This window comes from Serratia sp. MF1(2023), from assembly GCF_030954545.1.
GTDB classification, from domain to species: domain Bacteria; phylum Pseudomonadota; class Gammaproteobacteria; order Enterobacterales; family Enterobacteriaceae; genus Serratia; species Serratia sarumanii.
This window is the reverse complement of sequence record NZ_JAVHUX010000039.1, coordinates 159,035-184,525: the sequence shown is the minus strand read 5'-3', so window position 1 is coordinate 184,525 and position 25,491 is coordinate 159,035. Positions and strand designations below refer to the sequence as shown.

Sequence of the window (25,491 nt, the reverse complement as noted above, 5' to 3'; positions counted from 1 at the left end):
GTTTTTCAGGTTCAACAGGCGCGAAACTCATCGTGGCGCGAACAGGGTATCGTTCACCAGACGCCGAATAGATTTACGCAAGCCCATCATAGATCAAAATCGGTGTTGCAAAAACGGGGGTGACCATAGATTTTTTATGCCTGAAAGTTGCCGTCAAACGCCCCTGAATGGCGTATCATTCATAAGGTTTTTTCTTACGGATGATATGCACGGGAGATGCCATGAGTTGGCAGCAGTTCAAATCTCAATACCTGGTGCGCTTTTGGGCGCCGCTGCCGGCGGTGATCGCCGCCGGGATCCTTTCTACCTACTATTTCGGCATGACCGGCACCTTCTGGGCGGTGACCGGCGAGTTCACCCGCTGGGGCGGCCATGTGCTGCAGTGGTTCGGCCTGCACCCCGAGCAGTGGGGCTATTTCAAGGTTATCGGCCTGCAGGGCACGCCGCTGGAGCGCATCGACGGGCGCATGATCATCGGCATGTTCGCCGGCTGCATCGCCGCCGCGCTGTGGGCCAACAACATCAAGCTGCGCCAGCCGCAGCACCGCATTCGCATCGTGCAGGCGCTGCTGGGCGGCATTATCGCCGGCTTCGGCGCGCGCCTGGCGATGGGTTGTAACCTGGCGGCGTTCTTCACCGGTATTCCGCAGTTTTCGCTGCACGCCTGGTTCTTCGCGCTGGCGACCGCTGCAGGTTCGTACTTCGGCGCCAAATTCACGCTGCTGCCGATGTTTCGCATCCCGGTCAAATTGCAAAAGGTGAAGGCCGCCGCGCCGCTGACGCAGAAACCTGAGCAAGCGCGCCGCCGCTTCCGGTTGGGCATGGCGGTCTTCGGCCTGGCGGTGGCCTGGTCGCTGTGGACGCTGTTCGATGCGCCGAAGCTCGGCATCGCCATGCTGTTTGGCATCGGCTTCGGTCTGCTGATCGAACGCGCGCAGATCTGCTTCACCTCGGCGTTCCGCGATCTGTGGATCACCGGCCGTACCCACATGGCGAAAGCCATCATCATCGGCATGGCGGTGAGCGCCATCGGCATCTTCAGCTACGTGCAGCTCGGCGTGGCGCCGAAAATCATGTGGGCCGGCCCGAATGCGGTGCTGGGCGGCTTGCTGTTCGGCTTCGGCATCGTGCTGGCCGGCGGTTGCGAGACCGGCTGGATGTACCGCGCGGTGGAAGGGCAGGTGCACTACTGGTGGGTGGGGCTGGGCAACATCATCGGCGCCACGCTGCTGGCCTATTACTGGGACGATCTGGCGCCGGCGCTGGCGACCGACTACGACAAGATCAACCTGCTCGACACCTTCGGCCCGATCGGCGGCCTGCTGGTGACCTATCTGCTGCTGGCGCTGGCCTTCGCCGCCATGCTGTGGTGGGAGAAACGCTTTTTCCGCGCCCGGCCTGAGGCGCAGGTGGTGAATTTGAGGAGCATGCCATGAAAGAGACGACAATAGTGCCGGACTACCGGCTGGACATGCTGGGCGAGCCTTGCCCGTACCCGGCGGTGGCGACGCTGGAGGCGATGCCGCAGCTGAAGCCGGGGGAAATCCTGGAGGTGATCAGCGATTGCCCGCAGTCGATCAACAACATCCCGCTCGACGCGCGCAACCACGGCTACAAGGTGCTGGATATCCAGCAGGACGGGCCGACCATCCGCTATCTGATCCAGCGTTAACGCCGAGGCGGTGGGGTTCCCCACCGCCTTTTCGCGTTTTATCCCTTCACGATGTCGCCTTTCACTCCGGCAACAATCTCGAACGAACGCAGCCGCGCCTGATGATCGAAGATCTGGCCGTTGACCATGATCTCGTCGGCATCGGTTTCACGCAGCAGCGTTTGCAGCCCGTGGCGCACGGTTTTTTCATCGCCGACGATCGACATCCGCAGCGCCTGCTCGACGCCGTATTGCTCACCGGCGGTCCACAGCGCGTGGATGTTATCCACCGGCGGCGGCAGCGGGCCGGGCGACCCGCGGCGCAGGTTGATGAATTGTTGCTGCATCGAGCTGAACAGGAAGCGCGCATCGCTATCGCTGTCGGCGGCGATCACGTTGACGCACACCATGGCGTGCGGTTGCGCCAGCTGTTTGGACGGTTTGAAGTTTTCGCGGTACAGCTGCAGCGCCTGGAACAGCATATCCGGGGCGAAGTGCGAGGCGAAGGCGAACGGCAGGCCAAGCTGCGCCGCCAACTGCGCGCTGTAGAGGCTGGAGCCGAGCAGCCAGAGCGGCACGTGCAGCCCCTGGCCCGGCACTGCCTGCACCGGTTGGCCGGGCTGCGCGTCGCAGAAGTAGTTTTGCAGCTCCTGCACGTCGCGCGGGAAGGTATCCACATCGCCGGACTGGTGGCGGCGCAGCGCCATCATGGTGCGCTGATCGGTGCCGGGCGCGCGGCCCAGCCCCAGATCGATGCGGCCGGGATAGAGCGACTCCAGCGTGCCGAACTGCTCGGCGATCACCAGCGGCGCATGGTTCGGCAGCATCACGCCGCCGGAGCCGAGGCGAATGCTTTGGGTGCCGGCGGCCAGATAGCCCAGCAGCACCGAGGTGGCGGCGCTGCCGATGCCGGTCATGTTGTGGTGCTCGGCCAGCCAGTAGCGCCGGTAGCCCCAGCGTTCGGCGTGCTGCGCCAGATCCAGCGAACAGTGGAAAGCGTCGCGCGCTTTGGCCCCTTGCGGGATTGGCGATAAATCCAGTACCGACAGCGGTACCGCAGTGTTTTCAGTCATGACATCGTCCATCAGAGAGTGGATCGCTTAAAGGGCGATTGCAGGAGTCTGCATACCAAAAAGCCGAAAATGATGCTTTTTAGTGTTAAAAGCATAATCCAATTTATAGTTATAAAAGAGGAGATATGTGCTTGTGATATCCTCATGAGAGCAATGGTGTTTTTTGGAGCAATTTGAGATATGGAAATGATGATCCCCGCCCGCCGCTTACCGTTCCGGGAGCCGACATAATGAAAAAAAAGACGCTGTTTACCCTGTTGCTGATGATGGTGGCGATCGCATTGGCGATCCTGTTCCGCGCGCATAATCAGGATCTGTTACTGCAGGGTGAAGTGGACGCTCCCGAAGTGATCGTCGCTTCCAAGGCGAAAGGCCGGGTGGTTGAACGCCTGATCGAACGCGGCGACGACGTGAAAAGCGGCCAGCTGATTATCCAGCTCGACAGCCCCGAACTGATGGCGCAGCTGCGTTCCGCGCAGGCCACGCGCGACGAGGCCAAGGCGCAGCTCGATCAGTCGCTGCACGGCACCCGTGAAGAGAGCATCCGCAACCTGCGCGCCAACCTGGCGCAGGCCGAAGCGCAGTACCGCAATGCGCAAAACGACTACAACCGCAACCTGAGTGTGGCCGGCAAGGGCTATATTTCGAAGTCCGAGCTGGATGCCTCGCGCCGAGCGCGCGACACCGCCTTCCAGCAGGTGCAGGCGGCCAAGGCCAACCTGGACGAAGGCATCAACGGCGACCGCGTCGAGCTGCGGCAACAATACGCGGCGGCGCTGCGGGCGGCGGAAGAGAACCTGCTGCAGATCCAGGCGCAGAGCGACGATCTGCAGGTGAAAGCGCCGGTGGACGGCGAAGTGGGGCCGATCCCGGCCGAAGTGGGCGAGCTGCTGAACGCCGGTAGCCCGCTGGTGACGCTGATCCGGGTGCCGGACGCCTACTTCGTGTTTAACCTGCGCGAAGACATCCTGGCCCACGTGCGCAAAGGCGACAAGGTCAAGCTGCGGGTGCCGGCGCTGAAGGACAAAATGATCGACACCGAGGTGCGCTACATCGCGCCGCTGGGGGATTACGCCACCAAACGCGCCACCCGCGCCACCGGCGACTTCGACCTGAAAACCTTCGAAGTGCGCCTGTATCCGTCACAGCCGGTGGACGGCCTGCGTCCGGGGATGAGCACCTTATGGCAATGGAAAGAGTAAGGGCCGGCTGGCGCTGCTTCAGTCACGCGTTCGACAAAGAGTGTCGCGTCGCCTTTCGCAGCCCGGTGGTGCACTGGCTGAGCTGGATCTTTCCGCTGATCCTGTTTGGGCTGATCAGCAGCAACTTCTCCGAAGGCACGCTGCTCGATCTGCCGGTCTCGGTGGTGGACAGCGATCACAGCCCGCTGTCCAAGTCGCTGACCCGGCGGCTGGACGCCGGGTCGCACGCCCACGTCGAGGCCTACGGCGGCGGGCTGCCGGAGTCGCTGAGTCGCCTGCGCAGCGCGCAGGATTACGCGTTGCTGTACATTCCGCCGGACTTCGAGGCCAACGCGCTGTCGGGCAAACAGCCTAGCGTGGTGATGTACTACAACGCGCTGTTCTACGGCGCCGGGCTGTACTCCACCCAGGACTTTGGCGGCCTGATGAACGAAATCAACGCCAGCACCCGCAGCATCATCGCCACCGAGATGGGCAAATCGCTGCCACCGCTGGCGGATGTGACGCTCTCTTACGGCAGCCTGTTCAACGCCAGCGGCAGCTATATCTATTACCAGCAGTTCGCCGCCACCATCCATTTGCTGCAGCTGTTCGCGGTGACCTGCATGATCTACGTGCTGGCGCGCAGCAAATCGCTGCTGCAGGCCAAGCCGTTCAGCCTGGCGCTGCTCGGCAAGCTGGCGCCGTACACGCTGTGTTTCACCACCCTGCTGATGGTGGAGATCGCGGCGCTGGTGGGCATCTTTGACGCCCGCGTCAGCGGCAACCCGCTGTTTATGCTGATGATCGGCCTGTTTTACGTGATGGCAGCGCAGAGCATCGGCCTGCTGCTGTACACCTTTACCGGCAGCACCATCACCGCCTACAGCCTGATCGGTATTTTGGTCAGTATCGCGATGACCTTCTCCGGCATGGCGGTGCCTGAGCTGTCGATGCCGCTGCCGGCGCGCATCATTTCCAACATCGAGCCGCTGACCCACGCGCTGTACGCGATGTTCGACGTGTTCCTGCGGCAGGTGCACGCCAGCGCCATTTTCAGCGTGTGTGCGCTGCTGGCGGTCTACCCGCTGGTGGCCGCGCTGCTGGTGCGCAATCGCCTGCCGGCGCGGCTGGCAAAAGAGGGGAACGCCGGATGAAACTCTATTGGCAAACCTTCGTTAAGGTGCTGCTCGGCATGCTGGAGCGGCCGGTATGGCTGATGCTGATCCTGTCGCTGTGCATCATGAGCATGGTGTACGCCAACCGCACGGTGTGGGATCTGCCGGTGGGGGTGGTCGATCAGGATCACAGCACCGCCAGCCGGCAGCTGATCCGCCAACTGGACGCCACCTCCAAGATAGCGATCGAAACCTACGACAGCCTGGAGCAGGCGCAGCGCGATCTCGGCTGGCGCAAGCTGTTTGCGGTGATCATCATGCCGGTGGATCTGGAGAAGAAGATCCTCAGCGGGCAGAACATCGTGGTGCCGGTGTACGGCGACGCCACCAACCGCCTGGCCAACGGCCAGATCCAACAGGACGTGGTGGCGGCCTACCAGCAGCTGCTGACGGAGTACAACAACGGGCTGCTGCTGCGCAGCGGCTTCAGCGAACGGCAGGCGCAGATACTGCTGACGCCGATACTGGGGCAAACGCTGGACGTGTTTAACCCCGGCATCAGCTTCGCGGCGATCATCTTTCCCGGCCTGCTGGTGATGCTGTTGCAGCACTCGCTGCTGATCGCCTGTATCCGCGTCAACATCGCCATGAAGAGCATGCCCGGCGGCAAGGCGCCGCTGGCGGCGCACCTCGGCGGGCTGACGGCGCTGCTGCCGATCTGGCTGTTCCTGTCGATCGTGCTGTTCGTGCTGTGGCCGTGGGTATTGGGCTATCGGCAGACGGCGAACATCGCCGAACTGCTGCTGCTGACCTTCCCGTTCCTGCTGGCGGTGCTGGGGCTGGGCAAGCTGGTGACCGAGTGCCTGCGCAGCGTCGAAATGATCTACCTGACGCTGGCGTTCATCACCACGCCGATCTTCTACCTGTCCGGCACCATCTGGCCGCTGCAGTCGATGCCGGCCTGGGTGCGCGCCATCTCCTACAGCATTCCCTCCACCTGGGGCACCAAGGCGATCGCCGGCGTCAACCAGATGGGGCTGTCGCTGAACGAAGTGTGGGGCGACGTGATGATGATGCTGGTGCTCGGCGTGGTCTACACCCTGCTGGGCTTCGGCGTCGGTTTCTTGCGCAACAGCGTGGCGCTGCGCGGGATGTTCAGGAATCGGCGGGCGTAGGGAACCAATAAAGGCGCCATATTCGGCGCCTTTATTATTTCGTATTATCGATATGTTTAAGGTTGTTTATTTAGCGGGATGTCTATTGTTATTTTGATTTAATTTCTTATATTGACTTTGGTAATTGTCATTGTCGACCGGTTTAGGGAATTAATGGTTGGCGTTAGTTTTATCTATAACGTGTTATTTAAAGGATAATATAAATATGTCAACAATAAGAGAGCTTACTTCTGATGAGATGAAACTGATTGGCGGTTGACGGTGGCTTGATGGGGGCGGTTTCTTGCGCCGATAACAGCCCCGCAGGGAATAATAAGAATAACGGTGGTGCCTTGGGCGGCAATAAAAACGCCAATAGCGTTAATGGGCAGTGTCGATGGTGATGAGAACATCGCTTTTACCGTTTCAACAATAGAGGGTGGGTTATGGCCAATAGACGTATTTTAGACCCGCTTTGTAATATGATGGCGCTAACGTTGAGCATGTTACTTGTCTCGTTCTCCTCGCTAAGTATTATTTCATACGGAGAACATTTGGTAGATGCGGTCATCGCGGTTTTTACTTATTTTGGTATCAGAAGCTGCTGCCAGATGTGTGTAAATTTATTCCATTGGTTCCACGGCGGAAATAACCGTATTCATCTTGATAAATAAACAATGCCGGCGGCAGTGCGCCGCCGGCGCTTACCTCGCTAAGACACCAACTCCAATCCCGCCACGCGGCGCCAGTAGCCGTTGCAGTCGGCGTGATCGGTCAAAGCCAAGGGCTTTTCGCCGCGTTCGTTGGCGCGGAAGGCATCGATTTGCGCCAGCGTCTCGGCGCCCTGCGGCGATAGCCGTACGATGTCCACCAGCCCCTGCATGCTCGGCAGCTCGTTGCCGAGGTTGTAGCAGTAGCCGCTCATGGTCTGAATGCCGTTGAGCACGAACACCTGTTGTTGCTCCTGCGAGCGCATCATGCGGCCCTGCGGATACTTGATGCAGCAGGTTTCGCACTCGTCCTTGCCGCGGTTCTCCGAGCGGGCGGTGAAGCAGCGCGCCGAATAGGCCAGCGGCAGGTGGCCGTAGCTCAGCACCTCCACCTCGAAATCGTGGCGAAAGCCCAGCTCGTCGCACTGTACCAGCAGGTTGGTCAGCCAGTCGCGCGACAGCTCGACCGGCATGCACCAGCGCATCATGCCCTGGCGGCGCAGCAGGCGCAGGGTATAGGCGTTGTAGCAGTTCAGCGCATGGCCGGCGACGAACGGCAGACCGCGCTCCGCCGCCATGTTCACCGCGCCCAGATCGTTGGCTTCAAACAGGAACTCGCCGTTCTCCACATAGCGTTTCAGCTCATTCAGCTCGGACGGCGCCTGCAGCAGCGCCAGCGTAGAGATCACCACCTGCTTGCCGCTGCGGGCGATTTCGCGCGCCAGCGCCAGCCAATCGCCGACCTTCATCTCGCGCCGCTTGGTGCAGACGCTCTCGCCGAGGTAAATGATGTCGGCGCTGCTCTCTGCCGCCTGCTGATAGAACGCCGCGATGTCGTTTTTCGGCCAGTAGTAGAGCACCGGCCCCAGTGCGTATTTCATGTTTCCTCCGGCTACTGCCATTTGCGGTGATAGGCGCCCAACGTGGTCTGGGTGCCCTCAGACATCGCGCCCAGCGTCTCCATCCAGGCGGCGTCGGCGCGGTAGGCGGCCGGATCGGCCTGGCAGCGGTCGATCGCCTGGCGCCAGACGCGCGCCACCTGGCTGACGTAAGCCGGGCTGCGCTGGCGGCCTTCGATCTTCACCGAGGCGATGTTGGCGGCCAGCAGCTCCGGCAGCAGCTCCAGCGTATTGAGGCTGGTGGGCTCTTCCAGCGCGTGGTAGCGCACGTCGTCCACCAGATAGCGGCCCTTGCACAGCGTCGGGTAGCCGGCGTTTTCATGGTCCTGGTAGCGGTCGATCAGCACGTCGTTCAGGCGCGACTCCATGCCCTGCGGGGTTTGCTGCCAGCGCACGAACCGCGCCGGCGAACAGGCGCCGACGGTGTTCGGCGATTCGCCGGTCAGGTAGGAGGAGAGATAGCAGCGCCCCTCGGCCATGATGCACAGGCTGCCGAAGGCGAACACTTCCAGCGGCACCGGGCTGGTGCGCGCCAGCTGTTTCACCTGATGCATCGACAGCACGCGCGGCAGCACCACCCGGCCCACCTCGAAGTTGCGCTGGTAGAAACGGATCGCCTCCTCGTTGGTGGCGGAGGCCTGCACCGAAACGTGGCGCTCCAGCTGCGGGTAGCGCTGGGCGGCGTATTCCAGCATCGCCAGATCCGCCAGAATCAGCGCGTCGGCGCCCAGCTGGGCCGCCATATCCACCGCGCGCTGCCAGCGGGCGTAGCCGTCGGGATGGGCGAAGGTGTTGATGGCGATATGCAGCTTGCGGCCGTGGCGATGCACGTAATCGACCGCTTCCTGCAGCTTTTTCTCGGTGAAGTTGAGGCCGGCGAAGTGGCGCGCGTTGGTATCGTCTTTCAGGCCGATGTAAACGGCGTCGGCGCCGTTATCCACCGCGGCCTTCAGGGCCGGCAGGTTGCCGGCGGGACAAAGCAGCTCCATAGATTTATCCTGGCTTAGCCGTGCGCCCGGCCGGGCGCACGCTGTCTTTAAAGGTTGCCGACGGCGGTGTTCCGCCGGCAAACGCGAATCGGGGAGGCCATTTTAGGCAAAGGGGCGTACACAGGTTTTGATTTGGGGCAGCTTATGGCGTATTGATAAACATGGCGGTGAAATGCACTATTTGTTGATATAGACCGCTGAAGCCGCGCGCCAGTGTGGCAAAATAGCGGTAGTCCGTATTGAAAGGAGTGGATGACCGTGTTGGAACAACTACGAGCACGCCTTGTGCGCCAGGGGCCGTCGCTGCTGCGCATCCCGCTGAAATTCACGCCGTTCGCCCTGCAGCGCCAGCTGCTGCAACAGGTGCTGAGCTGGCAGTTCCGCCAGGCGTTGGCGGATGGGGATCTGGAATTTCTCGAATCGCGCTGGCTGAAGATCGAAGTTCGCGATCTGGCGCTACACTGGTTTATGACGGTAGAAAACGACAAACTGGTGGTCAGCCAGCACGCCGAAGCGGACGTCAGTTTCAGCGGCGACGCCAACGATCTGCTCCTGATCGCGGCGCGCAAGCAAGATCCGGATACGCTGTTCTTTCAGCGTCGGCTGCAGATTGAAGGGGATACCGAATTGGGCCTGTATGTGAAAAATTTGATGGACGCCATCGAGCTGGAAAGCATGCCTGCGCCGCTGCGCATGGGGCTGTTGCAGTTGGCTGATTTTGTCGAAGCAGGGTTGCAGGAGGGCACGGCGTCGGCTTCCCGTGTGGCGGTATCATGCTGATCCGCGTAGAGATCCCGGTAGACGCGGCGGGCATAGACGCCTTGCTGCGCCGCGCCTTTGGCCGCGACGACGAAGCCGATCTGGTGCAGCAGCTGCGCGAAGACGGCCTGCTGACGCTGGGCGTGGTCGCTACTGACGACGAAGGCGGAGTAGTGGGTTACGCCGCGTTCAGCCCGGTGGACGTGGCCGGCGAAGATCGCCAATGGGTGGCGCTGGCGCCGCTGGCGGTAGATGAAAGCCTGCGCCGTCAGGGGCTGGCTGAAAAACTGGTGTACGAAGGCTTGGATTCGCTGAACGAATTCAGCTACGCCGCGGTGGTGGTGCTGGGCGATCCGGCCTACTACGGCCGCTTCGGTTTTAAACCGGCCGCCGCCTATGGCCTGAACTGCCGCTGGCCGGACACGGAAAGCGCGTTCCAGGTGTATCCGCTGGCGGAAGACGCCCTGAACGGCGTCAGCGGCGAAGTGGCTTTTTCGGCGCCGTTTAATCGCTTTTAACGACCGGCAATAGATACTCCAACGACAGCGGCGGGTGATTCACCAGCCGCTCTTTTTGTATTTTGCTCAGCTGTTTGACGCGGTATTCCAGCTTCAGCGCCGTTGAGCGATCCCCCACCTGGCAGTGAAATGCCAGCGTCAGTTCCCCTTTTCCGCGCAGCGCCTTGGCGCCTTTGCCGGCTTGATGCTGCGCCAGGCGGCGCGCCACGTCGGTGGTGATGCCGGTATACAGCATGCCGCTCGGTAAACGCAGCATGTAGAGGTGCCAGGGAGTGGGGGAGGTGTCGGTCATCGTACGCCGCTTTGGTGGCCAGGGTCGGCGTATGATGGCATGTTCGCCGTCACAATCCCATCCCCGGCCGCCGCTGCCCTACCGCTTTACCCCTTTTTTCCCGCCAGTTCGAAGCGCGGCGAGACGATGCCGTACAGCGTCCAGCCGAGGAAGGTGGCGATGGCGCCCCACATCATCGCTTCCTCACCGGAGCTGTAGAGCGCGTAGAAGCTGTACAGCGCGCCGATGCCGGCGATGATGTTGGCGATGCGCGCCTTGTTGTCCGGCACCTTCGCCACTTTCTGAATAATGACCAGCGCCGCCATCGACAGGATGTAAGGGATGATGTTGGTCACCACCGCCAGGTTCACCAGCACGTTGAACTGCTTGTTCAGCGACGGGCTGATAGTCATCAGCGACAGGCCGCTCTGGATGACGACGATGGTCAGCATACCTTTAACCGGCGCGTCGGCCTTGCTCAGCTTGGAGAAGATTTTCGGGAAGAAGCCGCTGTCGGCGGAGGATTTGAACACCTGAGCGATGGTGAACTGCCAGCCGAGCAGCGAGCCGACGCAGGACATCACCATCAACGCCATGATGATCTTGCCGACCGTCGGGTTGAACATGTGGGAGAACGCCAGCCCGAACGGGGCGGTAGAGTTGGCCAGATCCATGTTCGGCACGATGCCGGCGATCACGTTGGTTGAAATGATATAGATCACCGCCGCGCTGAGCGTGCCGCCCAGTACGGCGATCGGCACGTTGCGCTCCGGGTTTTCCACCACATCGGTGTTGGCGCAGGCGGATTCCAGCCCCAGGAACGCCCACAGGGTCATTGAGATGGAGGCGCCGATGGCTTCGAAGGTCGGCACCTGATGCGGGTTCCAGGCGGCGACGTAGGCGCTGCCGCTGAACCAGTACCAGCCGATGACCGAGATGCCCACCACCGGAATGATCACGCCCCAGACGGTGATGCCGCTGATTTTGCCGGTGATGCGCGCGCCGCCGAAGTTGGCGACGGTCGCCAGCCACAGCACGCCGATGGTGGCGATACAGATCCCGAGCGGGCTGAGGGTGGTGTCGAACAGCTCGGTGCCGTAGCCGACGGCGGAAATGGCGATGGCGATGTTGGCGATCAGCAGCGAAACGCCGTAGGTGTAGTTCGCCATAAAGTTGCCCGATTTGCCGAAGGCGTATTCGGCGTAGCCGCCCATGCCGCCGGATTTACGGCTGAACATACCGCATTTGGCGAAGGCGTAGGCCAGCGCCATCGAGCCGACGGCGGTCACCAGCCAGGAAACGATCGAAATCGTGCCCACTTCGGCCAGCTTGGTCGGCAGCATAATTATGCCGGAACCCATCATATTCACGGCGGTCAGGATCGTTAATTGCACGACACCCATTTTATTATTGGACTTACTCATGATCATTTTCTCTTTTAGGATGCGATCCGGGCGGCGAGAATCATCGCCGCCCCGTAAGGTGATTAATTTTTCATGACGTAGCCGTAAGCGCGGTTCCAGCCATCCTCATCCTGTTGGATATAAACGCCCTGCAATTCCGGCGCGAATCCCGGCAATAAGTTGATGCCTTCTTCCAATGCCAGGAAATAACGCTGCGCGGCGCCGCCCCAAATTTCACCGGGCACCACGCACAGCACGCCCGGCGGGTAAGGCAGGGCGCCTTCGGCGGCGATGCGGCCCTCGGCTTTAGCCAGCGAGACCAATTCCACATTGCCGCGCACGAACTCGGTATTGGCGTCCTGCGGATTCATCACCACGCGCGGGAAATAACTTTTGCGGAACATCTCTTTTTGCAGTTCTTTAACGTCGTAGCTGACGTAAAGGTCGTGCATTTCCTGGCACAGCTGGCGGATGGTGTAGTTTTTGTAGCGCTGCTGGTGGTTTTTATAGACCGCAGGCAGCACCTCGCTGAGCAGGGAGTTTTGCTCGATGTGCTGCTCGAAGCGGGCGATCAGGGCCACCAGATGCTGCATCTTGGCGATGTCTTCCGCCGGCGTCAGCAGGAACAGGATCGAGTTGAGATCGCATTTTTCCGGCACGATGCCGTTTTCACGCAGGTAGTTGGCCAGAATGGTCGCCGGGATGCCGAACTCGCTGTAGCTGCCGGTGGCGGTATCGATGCCCGGCGTGGTGAGCAGCAGTTTGCACGGATCGACGAAGTACTGCGATTCGGCATAGCCCTCAAAGGCGTGCCATTTCTCGCCGGGCACGAAGTTGAAGAAGCGCAGATCGTTGGCCATCGCCGCGGTGTCATAGGCCTGCCACGGCTTGCCGTCGATCTGATCCGGCACGAACGGTTTGATCATCGTACAGGTATCCAGCAGCATTTTGCGCGCTTCGATCCCCACGCGCACGCACTCCTGCCACAGGCGCTGGCCGCTTTTGCCCTCGTGCATCTTGGCGTTGACGTCCAGCGCGGCGAACAGCGGGTAGAACGGGCTGGTAGAGGCGTGCAGCATGAAGGCGTTGTTGAAGCGCTTGTGGTTGCAGTAGCGGCTCTGGCCCTTGATGTGCTTGTCTTTTTTGTGGATCTGCGAGGTTTGTGAGAAGCCGGCCTGCTGTTTGTGCACCGACTGGGTGACGATGATGCCGGGATCGTTTTCGTTCAGCTCCAGCAGCAGCGGCGAGCAGTCTTTCATCATAGGAATGAACTGCTCATAGCCCACCCAGGCGGAGTCGAACAGGATGTAGTCGCACAGGTGGCCAATCTTGTCGACCACCTGGCGGGCGTTGTAGATGGTGCCGTCGTAGGTGCCGAGCTGGATGATCGCCAGGCGGAACGGGCGGGCTTCGTTGGCGCGTTCCGGCGCCACTTCGCGGATCTGTTGGCGCAGGTAGCGTTCGTCGAAGCAGTGCGCGTCGATGCCGCCGATAAAGCCGAACGGGTTGCGGGCGGTTTCCAGATACACCGGCGTGGCGCCGGCCTGGATCAACGCGCCGTGGTGGTTGGATTTATGGTTGTTGCGGTCGAACAGCACCAGGTCGCCGCGCGTCAGCAGGGCGTTGGTCGCCACCTTGTTCGAGGCCGAGGTGCCGTTGAGCACGAAGTAGGTCTTGTCGGCGTTGAACACCTTGGCGGCGTGCTGCTGCGCTGCGCAAGGCGCGCCTTCGTGGATCAACAGGTCGCCCAGTTTGACGTCGGCGTTGCACATATCGGAGCGGAAAAGCGTTTCGCCGTAGAAGTCGAAGAACTGGCGGCCCGCCGGGTGTTTGCGGAAGAACTCGCCGCCCTGGTGGCCGGGGCAGGCGAAGGTGGCGTTGCCCATTTCCACGTACTGCGTCAGCGTGTTGAAGAACGGCGGCAGCAGCTCGCTCTCATATTTGGCGGCGGCGGCCTCCAACTGTTTGCCGTAGAACTGGGTATTCTTGCCGCACAGCTCAAACACGCCGTGCAGCGCCGGCAGTACGGCGTTATCCAGCTCTTCTTCGCAGCAGACGGCGACGAACAGCGGAATGTTGAGGCCGTGCTCTTCGATGCGCGCCACCATGCCGTGCGTGACGTCGTCTACCGACAGCACGATGGCGGCGACGTCATTGAAATCGCTGTGATGCACATCGACGATGTCGCGTTCAGTTTCAAAGCAGCCGAGGGTTTGGGTGTTGGCGGCAATTTTTAATTTTTTCATTTTTCTCATTCTTCAGGCAAAGGCAGTCCGTCGGCAAATAATTCCATTTGCCGCTAACGCCTTCACGAAAATAAAGGTGTGCGAGAACCCAGTGATGCCGAAAGGCATTAACTGTGTTCGTTGTTTTATTTAGCTTGGATGCGCTTGGCCGAAATTAAGAATGAATTGCGTGTCCTTCCCGGTTAGCGAGAAAGCGATATTATCACCGGTGTGCGGAGAATAAATAAAAACGCAATGACACTCTTATCAACGGCGTAAGAGCGAGGGGAGAGGGTTATCTGTAGTTGAAGAATGCGAAGCTAAAGCAGCTGCGATGAGCCATCATCATAATATGGGTTGTGCGCCTGATATGCGCCATTTTGCGGTTATTGTTTTCCATTTTCTAATCCACCTTGCTGAGTGAAAAGATGGCGCTATTTTAACGCAAGGTTGGCTAAAAATCGTGATAAAGGTCACATAAATGCCGGTGTTTATAAATAACTATTCATTGGTTATGCAATGAGTTGCATAAACAGCGTTCAGGTGAGCCAACGGGCTTGTAAACGAATTGCTAATCGACTCCGGGCAGATGCGCTAAATTTGCGTGTCGTCAGGATGGGAATAAAGAACCGGTCGAATAAGTGGTTGCATAACGATCAAATAAATCCGTCTTGTATTTTTTATGTTATAAATCTTTTTCTGGCCTAAGTTAATAAAAATGCATTTATTGTGTTTTTATATTCAATTTGGGTTTTTGATGATTATCGTTATTTGTGACTCGCCTCAACAACGCAGGGTAAGATGAAGTGAGTGAACAAGGAGGCGAGTAACCTTGAATACCCCAGAACAACGGCAGCAGATTGCGGATTTCATCGGCAAACAACACGTCTTGACGCTGTGCGCCGGCGACGGCCTCGACATGTGGTGCGCCAACTGTTTTTACATTTTCGACGCCGCGGCGATGGCGCTGTGGCTGATGACCGAACCGCACACCCGCCACGGCGGGCTGATGCTGAACAACGGCCGCGTGGTCGGCACCATCGCGCCGAAGCCGAAAAGCATCGCGCTGATCCGCGGCGTGCAGTACCGCGCCGAGGCGGTGCTGCTGAGCGGCGAAGAGGCCGACGCGGCGCGCGCGCGTTACTGCAAGCGCTTCCCGATCGCCAGGGCGATGAAAGCCTCGGTTTGGCGGCTGGATCTGCACGAGGTGAAGATGACCGACAACACCCTCGGCTTCGGCAAAAAGCTGCATTGGGCGCGGTCTATACTTTAAGTCGACGTATTGATTACAACGGGAGATTGCATGGCGCGAGCACTGTTAGTCGGCGCAACCGGGCTGGTGGGGCGCGAGTTGTTGCAGCTGTTGCAAAGCGATCCGCAGATAACGGCCATCGTGGCGCCGACGCGCGCGCCGCTGCCGCCGCACGGCAAGCTGACCAACCCGGTCGGCGATGCGCTGTTCGAACTGCTGAGTAGCCTGCAGCAGCCGGTCGATCTGGTGTTCTGCTGCCTGGGCACCACCCGCCGGGCAGCGGGCAGCGCCGATGCCTTCCGCTACGTCGATTATCAACTGGTGGTGGAGAGCGCGCTGACCGGCCGCCGCTTGGGGGCGCAGCACTGTCTGGTGGTGAGCGCGCTGGGCGCCAACGCGGATTCCACCTTCCTGTATAACCGCACCAAAGGCGAGATGGAGCAGGCGCTGCGCGAACAGCACTGGCCGCGCCTGACGCTGGTGCGGCCTTCCATGCTGGTGGGGGAGCGCCCCGCGCCGCGCCTGATGGAGCGCCTCACGCTGCCGCTGTTCAGGCTGCTGCCCGGCAAATGGCGCGCCGTCTCCGCCAAAGACGTGGCGCAAACGCTGCTGCAGCAGGCGTTCACGCCGGGCGAAGGGGTCAGGGTGCTGGAGTCGGATCGGCTGCACTGCTACCGAGGCTGACGCTGAGGTGGTCGAACGCCAGCTCCAGCCCGGCGGGCAGTTCGTTGTCCAGCAGCCACAGATCGAGATGATGGCTGATGTGCGTCAGCAGCGTGCGTTTGGGCTGCAGCAACCGCTGCGTCTCCTGCGCGCGGGTCAGGTCGTTGTGGTTGCGCGGCGCCTGCGGCTGAGGCGGCAGGCTGCAATCGAGCACCAGCAGATCCAGCGCCACGTTTTGCAGATAGTCGGCGGTGGCCGGCGGCAGGCCGACGGTGTCGGTCAGGTAGGCCAGCGCAGCGCCCGCCGCCTGGATCAGATAGCCGTGGGTCAGTTTGGAGTGTTGCAGCGGCAGCGGGGTGATGCGCATGCCGCCCAGTTCGACGGTGGCGAAGGGCGCCAGCGGCGGCTGAAACGCCAGAATGCCCGGGTGTTTGAACAGGTCGTCGCAGCCCTGTTCATCCGGCGGGCCATACACCGGAATGGAATTTCCGCACCCCCAACGCAAAGGAAATAACCCCTGAACGTGATCCATGTGGTAATGTGTCAGTAAAAAACGTTGAATTTGCCCCGCCGAAAATCGCCGCTCCAAAGCCGGCAATCCCGCATCCAATAAGGTCGTTTCCCCCTGATAGTTAAGCATGGCGCTGCACGCTCGCCGCCGAAATGCCGGCTCGCGCCGCGCCCGTTGGCAGATCAGGCAGTCGCAGCCGAACACCGGCATCTGCTGCGCGCCGCCGGTGCCGAGAAAGGTCAGTTGCATCGCTCCCCTCCGTTAAAGGTACTTCTGCGCAAAGCGGTTGATGTCGCGAAAATCCGCCAGCCGCGCCTGCAGCGTGGCGTGATCCCAGTGCCACCACTGGCTGCGTTCGATGCGTTCTATCAGCGCGTCGTCAAAGCGCATGCCGATCTTCTTGGCCGCCACGCCGGCGACGATGCTGTAAGGCTCCACGTCCTTGGTGACCACCGCCGCGCTGCCGATCACCGCGCCGTTGCCGACGCTGACGCCCGGCATCAGGATGGCGTTATGGCCGATCCACACGTCGTGGCCGACGGTGACGTGGTGCTCGCGCCGCCAGTCGAAGAACGCCGCGTCGTCTTCCCCCAGCCCGTATTCGGAGGCGCGGTAGGTAAAGTGGTGCTGCGCGATACGCTGGTAGGTCGGGTGGTTGCCGGGATTGATGCGCGCATAGGAGGCGATGGAGACGAACTTGCCGATGGTGGCGTAAAAGATCTGGTTGTGCCCGGCGGTGTAGGAGTAGTCCCCCATCTCCACCTCTTCCAGGATCGCATCGTCGGCCAGATGCACATATTGGCCGAGCCGGGTGCGGTTAAGGGTCACGTTGTCGCCGATTTTCGGCTGGGCAAAGTCGTTCATGGCGTCGCGTCCTGAGCTTGTCGGGTGGCGGTAGGCAGCAGCGCCAGCAGCGCTGCTAAAGTGTCGTCGAGTGGGCCGTCGTTGTGCAGCAGCCGGCAGCCGGCGGGCAGACTCTGCTGATATTCCGCCGCCCGCGCCAGCCGCTGCTCGATCTGTTCGGCGCTTTCTCGCCCGCGATCCTGCAGGCGCCGGCGCAGGATCCCGGCGCTGACCTGCAGGCACACCGGCAGCAGCTGCGCGCCATAGCGCTGCTGCGCCTGCGGCAGGTGGGCGCGCGAACCGTTGACCGCCACGTCGATCCCCTGCAGCAGCCAAAGATCCACTTCGATCCCAAACGCGTAGCGCTGCTGGTGGGCCTGCCAGTCGAGCGCGAACAGCCCCTTGGCGCGGCGGCGCAGAAATTCCGGTTCGCTCAGCGCGATATGATTCTCGCAGCCGGCGTCCGCCGGCCGGGTGATGTAACGGTGCGCCACCAGCGGCGCGCGGTCGGCGTCGGCCCGCAGCGCGGTCAGCAGGCTGTCCTTGCCTGCGCCGGAAGGCCCCATCAGGTAGATGAGCCGCGCCATCAGAACACCTGCCTGCCCTGGCGCCACACGTTCTGCACGTAAACGTGCTCACCGTGCGGCCGCGCCAGCACCAGATCCGCCCGCAATCCTTCGGCGAGGGTGCCGCGATCCTGCAGATCCAGCGCCCGCGCCGGGTTGCGGGTGATCATGCGCACCGCCTGGGGCAGATCGTAGGCGTTGCGCTCGTCCGCCGCGAGGCGAAACGCCGCGTCCAGCAGGCTGGCCGGATAATAATCGGAAGAGAGGATATCCAGCACTCCCAGCGCCGCCAGATGGTGCGCCGCCACGTTGCCGGAGTGGGAACCGCCGCGCACGATGTTCGGCGCGCCCATCAGCACCTGCAGGCCCTGCTGGTGCGAGGCGCGGGCGGCCGCCTCGGTGGTGGGGAACTCGGCGATGGCGCTGCCCAGCGCGCAGGATTCGGCCACGTGCGCGGCGGTGGCGTCGTCATGGCTGGCTAGCGAGATGCGGCGCGCACGGCAGTGGGCGGCGATCGCCTCGCGGTTCGGCGCGGCCCAGCGGGCGGACAGGGCGACCTGCTGCTCCTCGTACTCGCTCATCTGTTGATCGTTGAGGTGGTATTTGCCCTGATAGTATTCGCGGTATTTTTCGCGCGAGGCGAACTGGCGCTGGCCCGGCGAGTGATCCATCAGTGACACCAGCGACACGCCCGGCTTGTCCATCAGCTGTTCGAACAGCGGCAGCGTGCTCTCGTGCGGCAGCTCGCAGCGCAGGTGCAGCCGGTGCTCGGCGCGGTTCACCCCGGCGCGCTGGCTGTGGATCACCGCGTCGATCATCTTCTGCAGGTTTTCCAGCCGGTGGCCGCCGTCGCGCACGTCGCCGATCGCTACCGCGTCCAGTACCGTGGTGATGCCGTTGGCCACCATCAGCGCGTCGTGGCTGCTCATCGCCGAATGGGCCGGCCAGTCGACGTTCGGGCGTGGGGTGAAGAACTTGTCCAGGTTGTCGGTATGCAGCTCGATCAGCCCCGGCAGCAGCCAGCCGCCGTCGCCGTCCAGCGCCTGCGGCAGCCGGCTCGGGCCGTCGGCGAAGCTGCGGATCACGCCGTCCTGCATCTCCAGCGAGCCTTGCACCACCTGGTCATCCAGCACCAGCTTAACGTTATTGACGATCATCAGAGGGCCTCCAGCGCCTGCGGCGCCTGCATGTCATAAAGCCGGTCGGCGACCTGTTGGCGGACGCCTTCATCGTGAAAAATGCCGACGATCGCCGCGCCGCGCGCCTTGGCGCGTTCGATAAGCTGCACCACCGCCGCGCTGTTGCGGCTGTCGAGCGAGGCGGTCGGTTCGTCCAGCAGCAGAATGGGGTAATCGACGATAAAGCCGCGCGCGATGTTCACCCGTTGCTGCTCGCCGCCGGAGAAGGTGGACGGTGCCAGCGGCCACAGGCGCTGCGGCACGTTGAGCGCAGCGAGCAGCGCTTCGGCGCGTTCACGGCACTCGGCGCGTTCGACGCCCTGTTCCAGCAGCGGCTGCATCACCACCTCCAGCGCGCTGATGCGCGGGATCACCCGCAGAAACTGGCTGACCCAGCCCAGCGTATGGCGGCGCACCGCCAGAATTTGGCGCGCATCGGCGCTGACCATGTCCAGCCAGTCGCCCTGGTGGTTGATCCAGATATGGCCGCTGTCCGGCAGGTAGTTGGCATACAGCGAGCGCAGCAGGGTGGATTTGCCGCTGCCGGAGTGGCCGTGCAGCACCACGCATTCGCCGCTGCCGACCGTCAGGTTGGCGTCGTGCAGCACCGGCAGGCGGGTGCCGTACTGCTGGTGCAGCACAAAGGTTTTACTGAGATGTTCAACTCGGATTTGCATAGTCATCTGTTATCGCCTTGGGTTACGACAGCACCGAAGAAACCAGCAGCTGGGTGTAAGGATGGTGCGGATCGTCCAGCACCCGGTCGGTCAGGCCGCTCTCCACCACTTCGCCCTGTTTCATCACCAGCAGGCGGTGGGCCAGCAGCCGCGCCACGCCGAGATCGTGGGTAACGATCACCGCCGCCAGCTGCATTTCCACCACCAGGTTGCGCAGCAGATCGAGCAGGCGCGCCTGCACCGACACGTCCAGCCCGCCGGTCGGCTCATCCATAAACACCAGCTTGGGGTGGGTGACCAGGTTGCGGGCGATCTGCAGCCGCTGCTGCATGCCGCCGGAGAAGGTGGTCGGCAGATCGTCGAGGCGCGACAGCGGGATTTCGACGTCTTCCAGCCACTGGCCGGCCTGGCGGCGAATGTCGCCATAGTGGCGCTGGCCGATGGCCATCAGCCGCTCGCCGATGTTGCCGCCGGCGGAGACCTGCGGCCGCAGCCCGTCGAGCGGGTGCTGGTGCACCACGCCCCAGTCGGTGCGCAGCAGGCGGCGGCGATCGCTCTCCGCCATGGCGTACAGATCCTGTTCCTGGCCCGCCTGCGGGCGGTAAAGGATCTGCCCGCGCTGCGGCGCCAGCCGCGCCGAGATCGACTTCAGCAGCGTGGTTTTGCCGGAGCCGGATTCGCCGACGATGCCCAGCACTTCGCCGGGGTAGATGTCGAACGATACGTCGCTGAAGCCCTTGCCGGGGGCGTACAGGTGGGTGAGCCGGTTCACCGACAGCAGCGGGGTGGTGCTCAAAGGGGTGGAAGTCATCAGTGCTGCGCCTCTTGTGAAGATTGCGCCAGCTGCTGCCGGCAGTAGTCGGTGTCCGAACAGACGAACATGCGGTTGCCCCGATCGTCGAGCACCACCTCGTCCAGGTAGCTGTGGCGCGAGCCGCACAGCGCGCAGGGTTCGTCCCACTGCTGGACGCTGAACGGATGGTCGTCGAAGTCCAGACTTTCCACCTTGGTGAACGGCGGCAGGGCGTAGATGCGTTTCTCGCGCCCGGCGCCGAACAGCTGCAGCGCCGGCATCATGTGCATTTTCGGGTTGTCGAATTTCGGGATCGGCGACGGATCCATCACGTAGCGATCGTTGACCTTCACCGGGTAGGCGTAGGTGGTGGCGATATGGCCGTAGCGCGCGATGTCTTCATACAGCTTCACCTGCATCACGCCGTACTCCTCCAGCGCGTGCATCTTGCGGGTCTCGGTTTCGCGCGGTTCGATAAAGCGCAGCGGCTCCGGGATCGGCACCTGATAGATCAGGATCTGGTCTTCGCGCAGCGCGGTTTCCGGAATGCGGTGACGGGTCTGGATCAGCGTGGCCTCCGGCGTGCGTTCGGTGGTGGCCACCCCGGCGACGCGCTGGAAGAAGCGGCGGATCGACACCGCGTTGGTGGTGTCGTCGGCACCCTGGTCGATCACCTTCAGCACGTCGGCGCGGCCGATAACGCTGGCGGTGAGCTGAATGCCGCCGGTGCCCCAGCCGTAGGGCATCGGCATCTCGCGGCCGCCGAACGGCACCTGATAGCCGGGGATTGCCACCGCCTTCAGGATGGCGCGGCGGATCATGCGCTTGGTCTGCTCGTCCAGATAACCGAGGTTATAGCCGGTCAATACTTCACTCATCGCGGGCCTCCTGACGCTCGCTGTATTCCTGTCGCAGCCGCTTGAGCAGCTCCAGTTCGGCCTGGAAGTCGACGTAGTGCGGCAGCTTGAGATGGGAGACGAAGCCGGCGGCCTCGACGTTGTCGGCGTGGGCCAGCACGAACTCTTCGTCCTGCGCCGGGCCGGCGACGCCTTCGCCGTAGTCGGGGCTCTGCAATGCGCGGTCCACCAGCGCCATCGCCATCGCCTTGCGTTCGGCGCGGCCGAACACCAGCCCGTAACCGCGGGTGAAGTGCGGCGGGTGGTCCTTTGGATCGACGAAGCCGTTTACCATTTCGCACTCGGTCAGCAGGATTTCGCCGATGTCGATGGCGAAACCGAGCTCTTCAGGCACGATCTCCACCGAAACGTGGCCGGTGCGGATCTCGCCGGCGAACGGGTGGTTGCGGCCGTAGCCGCGCTGGGTGGCGTAGCCGAGCGCCAGCAGAAAACCTTCGTCGCCGCGCACCAGCTGCTGCAGGCGCGCCGAGCGCGAGCAGGGGTAAACCGGCGGGTTGCGGGTGATGTCGTCCGGCGTGCTGCCGTCGTCCTGTTCCTCGCGCGCCAGCTGCTGGCGACACAGCAGATCGAACACGTGGCTGTAGTTATCCGGCAGCGGTTCGTCGGCCTGCGGTGCACGCGGCGCCTCGCCTTCCGCCAGCAGCGCGAAGTCCAGCAGCCGATGGGTGTAGTCGTAGGTCGGCCCCAGCACCTGCCCGCCGGGCAAGTCCTTGTAAACCGCCGAGATGCGCCGCTCCAGCCGCATGTTTTCGCTGGCCAGCGGCTCGCTGACCGCCAGGCGCGGCAGGGTGGTGCGGTAGGCGCGCAGCAGGAAGATCGCCTCCACCAAATCGCCGCTGGCCTGTTTGATGGCCAGCGCCGCCAGCTCGCGATCGTAGATGCCGCCTTCGGTCATCACCCGATCCACTGCCAGCCCCAGCTGCTGTTCGATTTGTTCCGCGCCGATCGCCGGCAGCGCGTCGTCGCCGCGCCGCAGCTGTTCCTGCAGCTGATGGGCGGCCTCAATGGCTTTTTCGCCCCCTTTTACCGCTACGTACATCAGCACACCTCCACGCGGGTGGTCCGCGGGATCGCCAGCAGGCGATCGCCGCAGGTCAGCAAAATATCCAGCCCCAGCGGGAAGCGCTGCGGGCGGTTGATCAGGTAATCCAGTAGCGCCGGCGGCAGGCGCGGCGCAATCAGGCGATGATTTTCGATGCCGGGGCCGGTCAGGCGCAGCGCGGCGCCGTTCTCCAGTTCGGCGAGCTGCACGATGACCGTGGCGCCGAACTCCGGCGAGATTTCCGTGCCGTGCGGCAACGCCTGCAGATCGGCGGCTTGCAGCTGCTCATCGAACAGGGCAAAACAGACCTCCTGCGCCGTGGCGGCCAGCGGCGCACCGCTGTGAAAACGAATGTTTGTTAGCACTTGCTCACTTTTTAGCGCAGTGCACAGCTGCAGCGGCGTTTCCTGATCGGCCAGCGTCAGCAGCGCGGCGGTGCTGGCGGCGTTCAGCGGCGCCCAGGCCGGGCCGTTCGGCAGCGTCACCCGGTGGCCCGGTTCGCTCAAGGCTTTAAGAATCAAACGGAAAGCGTGCTGCGATTGGTCTATCGGTTGTTCAAAACCGGTCAATAAACTCATGGCTTAATCCCCTCGCACCAGCGTAAAGAAGTCTACCCGGCTGGCGGCGATCGCCCGGGCGCGCAGCTGGCGCTGTTCGTGCTGCAGCGCGGCCAGCGGCGCGATCAGCTGTTGTTGCAGGCGTTCGCCGTGTTCCGGCTGTTGCAGCAGCGCATCGGCCAGCGCGCACAGCTCGGCGTGCGCCTTGTCGCGCCCGGCGATATAGCTGTAGCCGTAGCCGCCGTTGTCCAGCTGCACCACCGCGCGGGTGACCGTCATGTCCCCCAGCACGAAGCGGCGGCCGGTGGCGCCCATGCGCCCCTGCAGCTGGGCCAGGCCGATCTCCGGCGCGCGGATGCTGCGGTAACCCGGGCTGAGGTTCAGCGCCTGCCAGTGGCTGCGCAGCTGCTCGGGCCGGCTGTGCGCCAGCACCGACATCCAGCGTTGTCTCGACTCTAAGGCTTGCATTCAGTGCTCCATCGTCAGTTCAATCATGTCGGCGCGGGCCAGGCTGACGGAGTATTCCGCCACGTCTTCGCCGCCGCTGCGGACGTTAAGGGTGCGCACGCACAGCAGCGGCGCGTGGGTGGCGATTTCCAGCAGCCGGCTCTCTTTGGCCTGCGCGCGGCGCGCGCTGATGCGCGTCTGGCGGCGGGTCAGCGGCTGCTGCAGGTGCTGTTCGATAAACTGGTGCAGCGAACCGCTGTGGAACTGCTGCAGCGCCGGCCACCAGTCCAGATCGGGCAGATAATGGTCGATCACGCTCATCGGCACGCCGTTGACCCGGCGCAGGGTGCGCAGGTGGATCACCATTTCGCCTTCTTCACGCGAGAGTGCGCTGGCGACATGCCCATTGCACGGGCGCAAGACGGCGAGTAAGCGCTCACTGGTGGGGTGGCTGCCCTGCTCGAACAGGTTCTGGCTGAAGCGGGTGTTGGCGTGCAGCGGGTAGTCGTAAGGCCGCATCAGCACCAGAATGCCGACGCCGTGGCGGCGCTGCAGCCAGCCGCGCTCTACCAGCTGATCCACCGCGCGGCGCAGGGTGTGGCGATTGACCTGGTAACGTTCGGCCAGCTGCTGTTCCGAAGGCAGGTAGTCGCCGCAGCGGTACTGCGTGCGCAGCTCCTGTTCCAGTTGTGCGGCGATCTGCTGATAGCGGGTGGGGTAAGTGGTCGGATGTCTAGATAACTCCATCATAATAAAAACCTCGTCATACCGATGGCTGTTCGATGAAGGCGGAAGCGGTGCGTTTCATCGTGCGTCTACCCTGTGGTTTTCAAGTTGGCATCATGGTGCCGGGCGCAGATGACAATCGCGTTACGCCTCGGTGGCGAACAGATGAACTATTTAGGACAGCCCGGGCGTGCACGGGCGGCGGCGGCGCGCTATGCTGGCGCCACTGTTGACTGACTCTGGCCGCTACCATGCCGCAATCTCTGAACGCCCCTGAACACGCCCCACGCGCCTGGCCGCTGTGGAAACCGACCCTGTTTCTGCTGGTGGTGGCCGTCGGCCTCTACTACGTCAAATGGCAGCCTTACTACGGCAAGGCCTTCGTGGCGGCGGACAGTCACTCGATCGGCAAATCGATCCTGGCCGACGGCGCCGCGAGCCCCTGGCTGGCGGCCTGGCAGTACGCGCTGGTCTACTTCACCGCGGTGTGGAAGGCGGCGCTGCTCGGGGTACTGTTAGGTTCATTGGTACAGGTGCTGATCCCGCGCGACTGGCTGGCGCGCACGCTCGGCCACCGGCGTTTTTCCGGCACCGTGCTGGGGGCGCTGATCGCGCTGCCGGGCATGATGTGCACCTGCTGCGCCGCGCCGGTTGCCGCCGGCATGCGCCGCCAGTCGGTATCCAGCGGCGCCGCGCTGGCCTTTTGGCTCGCCAACCCGGTATTGAACCCGGCGACGCTGGTGTTTATGGGGTTTGTGCTCGGTTGGCCGTTCGCCGCTATCCGCCTGGTGGCGGGCGTGGTGATGGTGCTGGGCATCGCCTGGCTGGTGCAGCGCGTGACCGCCAACGATCCGCAGCCCGCCGCGCCGCAGCCGCCGCTGATGACGGCGCAGAGCGAGGAACAGCCGTTCCTTGCCCGCTGGGGCAAAGCGCTGTGGGCGCTGTTTTGGTCGACCATCCCGATCTACGTGCTAGCGGTGCTGGCGCTGGGGGCGGCGCGGGTCTGGCTGTTCCCGCACGCCGACGGCGCCGTCGGCAATAGCCTGCTGTGGATCATCGCGCTGGCGATCGTTGGCTGCCTGTTCGTTATCCCCACCGCGGCGGAAATCCCGATCGTACAGACCATGATGCTGGCGGGCATGGGCGCGGGCCCGGCGCTGGCGCTGCTGATGACCCTGCCGGCGGTCAGCCTGCCTTCGCTGTTGATGCTCAACAAAGCCTTCTCCGCCCGGGCGCTGTGCCTGACGGCGGCGCTGGTGGCGCTGTGCGGCATGCTGACCGGCGTGGTGGGGATGGGGTTGGTGTAAAATGTTCAAAAAACGACCTTTCATCTCGATGTTGTTGTCACAAATGTGCTAACGTGTCTGT

The 25,491-nt window shown here is 62.6% G+C and carries 28 protein-coding genes; 10 read left to right on the top strand and 18 right to left on the bottom strand.

Annotated features, from left to right (window positions below):
• The first annotated feature begins 221 nt into the window (after window positions 1-221).
• Both yedE and yedF read left to right on the top strand, forming a co-directional pair.
• Window positions 222-1,436, top strand: a complete 1,215-nt coding sequence (gene yedE / locus REA38_RS19395; RefSeq protein WP_016929320.1) for a selenium metabolism membrane protein YedE/FdhT — start codon at window positions 222-224, stop codon at window positions 1,434-1,436.
• Window positions 1,433-1,672 (top strand): sulfurtransferase-like selenium metabolism protein YedF, encoded by a 240-nt coding sequence (gene yedF, locus REA38_RS19390; protein ID WP_004933486.1) that lies wholly within the window; start codon window positions 1,433-1,435, stop codon window positions 1,670-1,672. The genes yedE and yedF overlap by 4 nt, the downstream gene beginning before the upstream one ends.
• Window positions 1,673-1,710: 38 nt before the next feature.
• On the opposite strand, the gene REA38_RS19385 is transcribed toward yedF, so the two are convergent.
• On the bottom strand, window positions 1,711-2,724 hold the full coding sequence (locus tag REA38_RS19385) for a luciferase-like monooxygenase (RefSeq protein WP_308886468.1): 1,014 nt from the start codon (window positions 2,722-2,724) through the stop codon (window positions 1,711-1,713).
• Window positions 2,725-2,954: 230 nt separating this feature from the next.
• Here REA38_RS19385 and REA38_RS19380 point away from each other — a divergent pair, with 230 nt between their 5' ends.
• The 3 genes from REA38_RS19380 to REA38_RS19370 are packed head-to-tail and all read left to right on the top strand — an operon-like array spanning window position 2,955 to window position 6,198.
• Window positions 2,955-3,926, top strand: a complete 972-nt coding sequence (locus REA38_RS19380) for an HlyD family secretion protein (RefSeq protein ID WP_047569616.1) — start codon at window positions 2,955-2,957, stop codon at window positions 3,924-3,926.
• Window positions 3,908-5,062, top strand: coding sequence for an ABC transporter permease (locus tag REA38_RS19375; protein WP_033636832.1), 1,155 nt, complete (start codon window positions 3,908-3,910; stop codon window positions 5,060-5,062). The genes REA38_RS19380 and REA38_RS19375 overlap by 19 nt, the downstream gene beginning before the upstream one ends.
• A complete protein-coding gene (locus REA38_RS19370; protein ID WP_308886467.1) occupies window positions 5,059-6,198 on the top strand; it encodes an ABC transporter permease in 1,140 nt (379 codons plus the stop codon). Before REA38_RS19375 ends, REA38_RS19370 begins: the two co-directional genes overlap by 4 nt.
• Window positions 6,199-6,889: 691 nt before the next feature.
• Here the strand turns inward: REA38_RS19370 and REA38_RS19365 are convergent.
• Together REA38_RS19365 and REA38_RS19360 are read right to left on the bottom strand one after the other, a co-directional pair.
• A complete protein-coding gene (locus REA38_RS19365; RefSeq protein WP_308886466.1) occupies window positions 6,890-7,768 on the bottom strand; it encodes a U32 family peptidase in 879 nt (292 codons plus the stop codon).
• 11 nt (window positions 7,769-7,779) lie between these two features.
• On the bottom strand, window positions 7,780-8,775 hold the full coding sequence (locus REA38_RS19360) for a peptidase U32 family protein (RefSeq protein WP_015376422.1): 996 nt from the start codon (window positions 8,773-8,775) through the stop codon (window positions 7,780-7,782).
• A 252-nt stretch (window positions 8,776-9,027) separates the two neighbouring features.
• Between REA38_RS19360 and REA38_RS19355 the strand changes: the two genes are divergently transcribed.
• Both REA38_RS19355 and REA38_RS19350 read left to right on the top strand, forming a co-directional pair.
• On the top strand, window positions 9,028-9,555 hold the full coding sequence (locus REA38_RS19355) for an SCP2 domain-containing protein (protein WP_308886465.1): 528 nt from the start codon (window positions 9,028-9,030) through the stop codon (window positions 9,553-9,555).
• A complete protein-coding gene (locus tag REA38_RS19350) occupies window positions 9,549-10,052 on the top strand; it encodes a GNAT family N-acetyltransferase (RefSeq protein WP_033648656.1) in 504 nt (167 codons plus the stop codon). The genes REA38_RS19355 and REA38_RS19350 overlap by 7 nt, the downstream gene beginning before the upstream one ends.
• On the opposite strand, the gene REA38_RS19345 is transcribed toward REA38_RS19350, so the two are convergent.
• From REA38_RS19345 to speFL, 4 genes are all read right to left on the bottom strand, one after another.
• Window positions 10,039-10,344 (bottom strand): GIY-YIG nuclease family protein, encoded by a 306-nt coding sequence (locus REA38_RS19345; protein WP_139291246.1) that lies wholly within the window; start codon window positions 10,342-10,344, stop codon window positions 10,039-10,041. The two genes, REA38_RS19350 and REA38_RS19345, sit on opposite strands and share 14 nt — an antisense overlap.
• A gap of 86 nt (window positions 10,345-10,430) precedes the next feature.
• Window positions 10,431-11,747, bottom strand: coding sequence for a putrescine-ornithine antiporter (gene potE, locus REA38_RS19340; protein WP_025305085.1), 1,317 nt, complete (start codon window positions 11,745-11,747; stop codon window positions 10,431-10,433).
• A 62-nt stretch (window positions 11,748-11,809) separates the two neighbouring features.
• On the bottom strand, window positions 11,810-13,972 hold the full coding sequence (speF, locus tag REA38_RS19335) for an ornithine decarboxylase SpeF (protein WP_033648654.1): 2,163 nt from the start codon (window positions 13,970-13,972) through the stop codon (window positions 11,810-11,812).
• Window positions 13,973-14,246: 274 nt separating this feature from the next.
• Window positions 14,247-14,351: a leader peptide SpeFL gene (speFL, locus tag REA38_RS19330; RefSeq protein WP_004933443.1), complete on the bottom strand. Its 105-nt coding sequence runs from the start codon at window positions 14,349-14,351 to the stop codon at window positions 14,247-14,249.
• 432 nt (window positions 14,352-14,783) lie between these two features.
• Here speFL and REA38_RS19325 point away from each other — a divergent pair, with 432 nt between their 5' ends.
• Both REA38_RS19325 and REA38_RS19320 read left to right on the top strand, forming a co-directional pair.
• On the top strand, window positions 14,784-15,224 hold the full coding sequence (locus REA38_RS19325; RefSeq protein WP_049211838.1) for a YhbP family protein: 441 nt from the start codon (window positions 14,784-14,786) through the stop codon (window positions 15,222-15,224).
• Between the two features lie 30 nt (window positions 15,225-15,254).
• On the top strand, window positions 15,255-15,887 hold the full coding sequence (locus REA38_RS19320) for an NAD(P)H-binding protein (RefSeq protein WP_197818877.1): 633 nt from the start codon (window positions 15,255-15,257) through the stop codon (window positions 15,885-15,887).
• Here REA38_RS19320 and phnP read toward each other — a convergent pair.
• Genes phnP through phnF form a run of 11 tightly spaced genes read right to left on the bottom strand, consistent with a single transcriptional unit; the run spans window position 15,844 to window position 24,147 of the window.
• Window positions 15,844-16,626, bottom strand: a complete 783-nt coding sequence (gene phnP / locus REA38_RS19315; protein WP_308886463.1) for a phosphonate metabolism protein PhnP — start codon at window positions 16,624-16,626, stop codon at window positions 15,844-15,846. The two genes, REA38_RS19320 and phnP, sit on opposite strands and share 44 nt — an antisense overlap.
• Before the next feature lie 12 nt (window positions 16,627-16,638).
• Window positions 16,639-17,241 (bottom strand): DapH/DapD/GlmU-related protein, encoded by a 603-nt coding sequence (locus REA38_RS19310; RefSeq protein WP_015376431.1) that lies wholly within the window; start codon window positions 17,239-17,241, stop codon window positions 16,639-16,641.
• Window positions 17,238-17,807 carry a ribose 1,5-bisphosphokinase gene (phnN, locus tag REA38_RS19305; protein WP_308886462.1) on the bottom strand — a complete coding sequence of 190 codons (570 nt, stop codon included), beginning with the start codon at window positions 17,805-17,807 and terminating at the stop codon, window positions 17,238-17,240. Before phnN ends, REA38_RS19310 begins: the two co-directional genes overlap by 4 nt.
• Complete coding sequence (gene phnM / locus REA38_RS19300; RefSeq protein ID WP_015376433.1) at window positions 17,807-18,943, bottom strand: alpha-D-ribose 1-methylphosphonate 5-triphosphate diphosphatase; 1,137 nt, start codon at window positions 18,941-18,943, stop codon at window positions 17,807-17,809. The genes phnN and phnM overlap by 1 nt, the downstream gene beginning before the upstream one ends.
• The gene (phnL, locus tag REA38_RS19295) at window positions 18,943-19,647 is read right to left on the bottom strand and encodes a phosphonate C-P lyase system protein PhnL (protein WP_033636844.1); all 705 of its coding nucleotides are present in this window, start codon (window positions 19,645-19,647) and stop codon (window positions 18,943-18,945) included. Before phnL ends, phnM begins: the two co-directional genes overlap by 1 nt.
• Before the next feature lie 16 nt (window positions 19,648-19,663).
• Window positions 19,664-20,452, bottom strand: a complete 789-nt coding sequence (gene phnK, locus REA38_RS19290; RefSeq protein ID WP_038879071.1) for a phosphonate C-P lyase system protein PhnK — start codon at window positions 20,450-20,452, stop codon at window positions 19,664-19,666.
• Complete coding sequence (locus REA38_RS19285; RefSeq protein WP_016929301.1) at window positions 20,452-21,312, bottom strand: alpha-D-ribose 1-methylphosphonate 5-phosphate C-P-lyase PhnJ; 861 nt, start codon at window positions 21,310-21,312, stop codon at window positions 20,452-20,454. The genes phnK and REA38_RS19285 overlap by 1 nt, the downstream gene beginning before the upstream one ends.
• Window positions 21,305-22,390, bottom strand: coding sequence for a carbon-phosphorus lyase complex subunit PhnI (locus tag REA38_RS19280; protein ID WP_308886461.1), 1,086 nt, complete (start codon window positions 22,388-22,390; stop codon window positions 21,305-21,307). The genes REA38_RS19285 and REA38_RS19280 overlap by 8 nt, the downstream gene beginning before the upstream one ends.
• Window positions 22,390-22,971 (bottom strand): phosphonate C-P lyase system protein PhnH, encoded by a 582-nt coding sequence (phnH, locus tag REA38_RS19275; protein WP_213873177.1) that lies wholly within the window; start codon window positions 22,969-22,971, stop codon window positions 22,390-22,392. The genes REA38_RS19280 and phnH overlap by 1 nt, the downstream gene beginning before the upstream one ends.
• Before the next feature lie 3 nt (window positions 22,972-22,974).
• Window positions 22,975-23,418, bottom strand: coding sequence for a phosphonate C-P lyase system protein PhnG (gene phnG / locus REA38_RS19270; RefSeq protein WP_019453314.1), 444 nt, complete (start codon window positions 23,416-23,418; stop codon window positions 22,975-22,977).
• The gene (gene phnF / locus REA38_RS19265; RefSeq protein ID WP_015376439.1) at window positions 23,419-24,147 is read right to left on the bottom strand and encodes a phosphonate metabolism transcriptional regulator PhnF; all 729 of its coding nucleotides are present in this window, start codon (window positions 24,145-24,147) and stop codon (window positions 23,419-23,421) included.
• A gap of 227 nt (window positions 24,148-24,374) precedes the next feature.
• On the opposite strand from phnF, the gene REA38_RS19260 reads away from it, so the two are divergent.
• On the top strand, window positions 24,375-25,430 hold the full coding sequence (locus tag REA38_RS19260; RefSeq protein ID WP_308886459.1) for a permease: 1,056 nt from the start codon (window positions 24,375-24,377) through the stop codon (window positions 25,428-25,430).
• Window positions 25,431-25,491: the final 61 nt, after the last annotated feature.

Bases quoted from the DNA above. Each gene is read 5' to 3' on its own strand.
- yedE (WP_016929320.1), top strand. From the start codon at position 222: ATGAGTTGGCAGCAGTTCAAATCTCAATACCTGGTGCGCTTTTGGGCG.
- yedF (WP_004933486.1), top strand. From the start codon at position 1,433: ATGAAAGAGACGACAATAGTGCCGGACTACCGGCTGGACATGCTGGGC.
- REA38_RS19385 (WP_308886468.1), bottom strand. From the start codon at position 2,724: ATGACTGAAAACACTGCGGTACCGCTGTCGGTACTGGATTTATCGCCA.
- REA38_RS19380 (WP_047569616.1), top strand. From the start codon at position 2,955: ATGAAAAAAAAGACGCTGTTTACCCTGTTGCTGATGATGGTGGCGATC.
- REA38_RS19375 (WP_033636832.1), top strand. From the start codon at position 3,908: ATGGCAATGGAAAGAGTAAGGGCCGGCTGGCGCTGCTTCAGTCACGCG.
- REA38_RS19370 (WP_308886467.1), top strand. From the start codon at position 5,059: ATGAAACTCTATTGGCAAACCTTCGTTAAGGTGCTGCTCGGCATGCTG.
- REA38_RS19365 (WP_308886466.1), bottom strand. From the start codon at position 7,768: ATGAAATACGCACTGGGGCCGGTGCTCTACTACTGGCCGAAAAACGAC.
- REA38_RS19360 (WP_015376422.1), bottom strand. From the start codon at position 8,775: ATGGAGCTGCTTTGTCCCGCCGGCAACCTGCCGGCCCTGAAGGCCGCG.
- REA38_RS19355 (WP_308886465.1), top strand. From the start codon at position 9,028: ATGACCGTGTTGGAACAACTACGAGCACGCCTTGTGCGCCAGGGGCCG.
- REA38_RS19350 (WP_033648656.1), top strand. From the start codon at position 9,549: ATGCTGATCCGCGTAGAGATCCCGGTAGACGCGGCGGGCATAGACGCC.
- REA38_RS19345 (WP_139291246.1), bottom strand. From the start codon at position 10,344: ATGACCGACACCTCCCCCACTCCCTGGCACCTCTACATGCTGCGTTTA.
- potE (WP_025305085.1), bottom strand. From the start codon at position 11,747: ATGAGTAAGTCCAATAATAAAATGGGTGTCGTGCAATTAACGATCCTG.
- speF (WP_033648654.1), bottom strand. From the start codon at position 13,972: ATGAAAAAATTAAAAATTGCCGCCAACACCCAAACCCTCGGCTGCTTT.
- speFL (WP_004933443.1), bottom strand. From the start codon at position 14,351: ATGGAAAACAATAACCGCAAAATGGCGCATATCAGGCGCACAACCCAT.
- REA38_RS19320 (WP_197818877.1), top strand. From the start codon at position 15,255: ATGGCGCGAGCACTGTTAGTCGGCGCAACCGGGCTGGTGGGGCGCGAG.
- phnP (WP_308886463.1), bottom strand. From the start codon at position 16,626: ATGCAACTGACCTTTCTCGGCACCGGCGGCGCGCAGCAGATGCCGGTG.
- REA38_RS19310 (WP_015376431.1), bottom strand. From the start codon at position 17,241: ATGAACGACTTTGCCCAGCCGAAAATCGGCGACAACGTGACCCTTAAC.
- phnN (WP_308886462.1), bottom strand. From the start codon at position 17,807: ATGGCGCGGCTCATCTACCTGATGGGGCCTTCCGGCGCAGGCAAGGAC.
- phnM (WP_015376433.1), bottom strand. From the start codon at position 18,943: ATGATCGTCAATAACGTTAAGCTGGTGCTGGATGACCAGGTGGTGCAA.
- phnL (WP_033636844.1), bottom strand. From the start codon at position 19,647: ATGACTATGCAAATCCGAGTTGAACATCTCAGTAAAACCTTTGTGCTG.
- phnK (WP_038879071.1), bottom strand. From the start codon at position 20,452: ATGACTTCCACCCCTTTGAGCACCACCCCGCTGCTGTCGGTGAACCGG.
- REA38_RS19285 (WP_016929301.1), bottom strand. From the start codon at position 21,312: ATGAGTGAAGTATTGACCGGCTATAACCTCGGTTATCTGGACGAGCAG.
- REA38_RS19280 (WP_308886461.1), bottom strand. From the start codon at position 22,390: ATGTACGTAGCGGTAAAAGGGGGCGAAAAAGCCATTGAGGCCGCCCAT.
- phnH (WP_213873177.1), bottom strand. From the start codon at position 22,971: ATGAGTTTATTGACCGGTTTTGAACAACCGATAGACCAATCGCAGCAC.
- phnG (WP_019453314.1), bottom strand. From the start codon at position 23,418: ATGCAAGCCTTAGAGTCGAGACAACGCTGGATGTCGGTGCTGGCGCAC.
- phnF (WP_015376439.1), bottom strand. From the start codon at position 24,147: ATGATGGAGTTATCTAGACATCCGACCACTTACCCCACCCGCTATCAG.
- REA38_RS19260 (WP_308886459.1), top strand. From the start codon at position 24,375: ATGCCGCAATCTCTGAACGCCCCTGAACACGCCCCACGCGCCTGGCCG.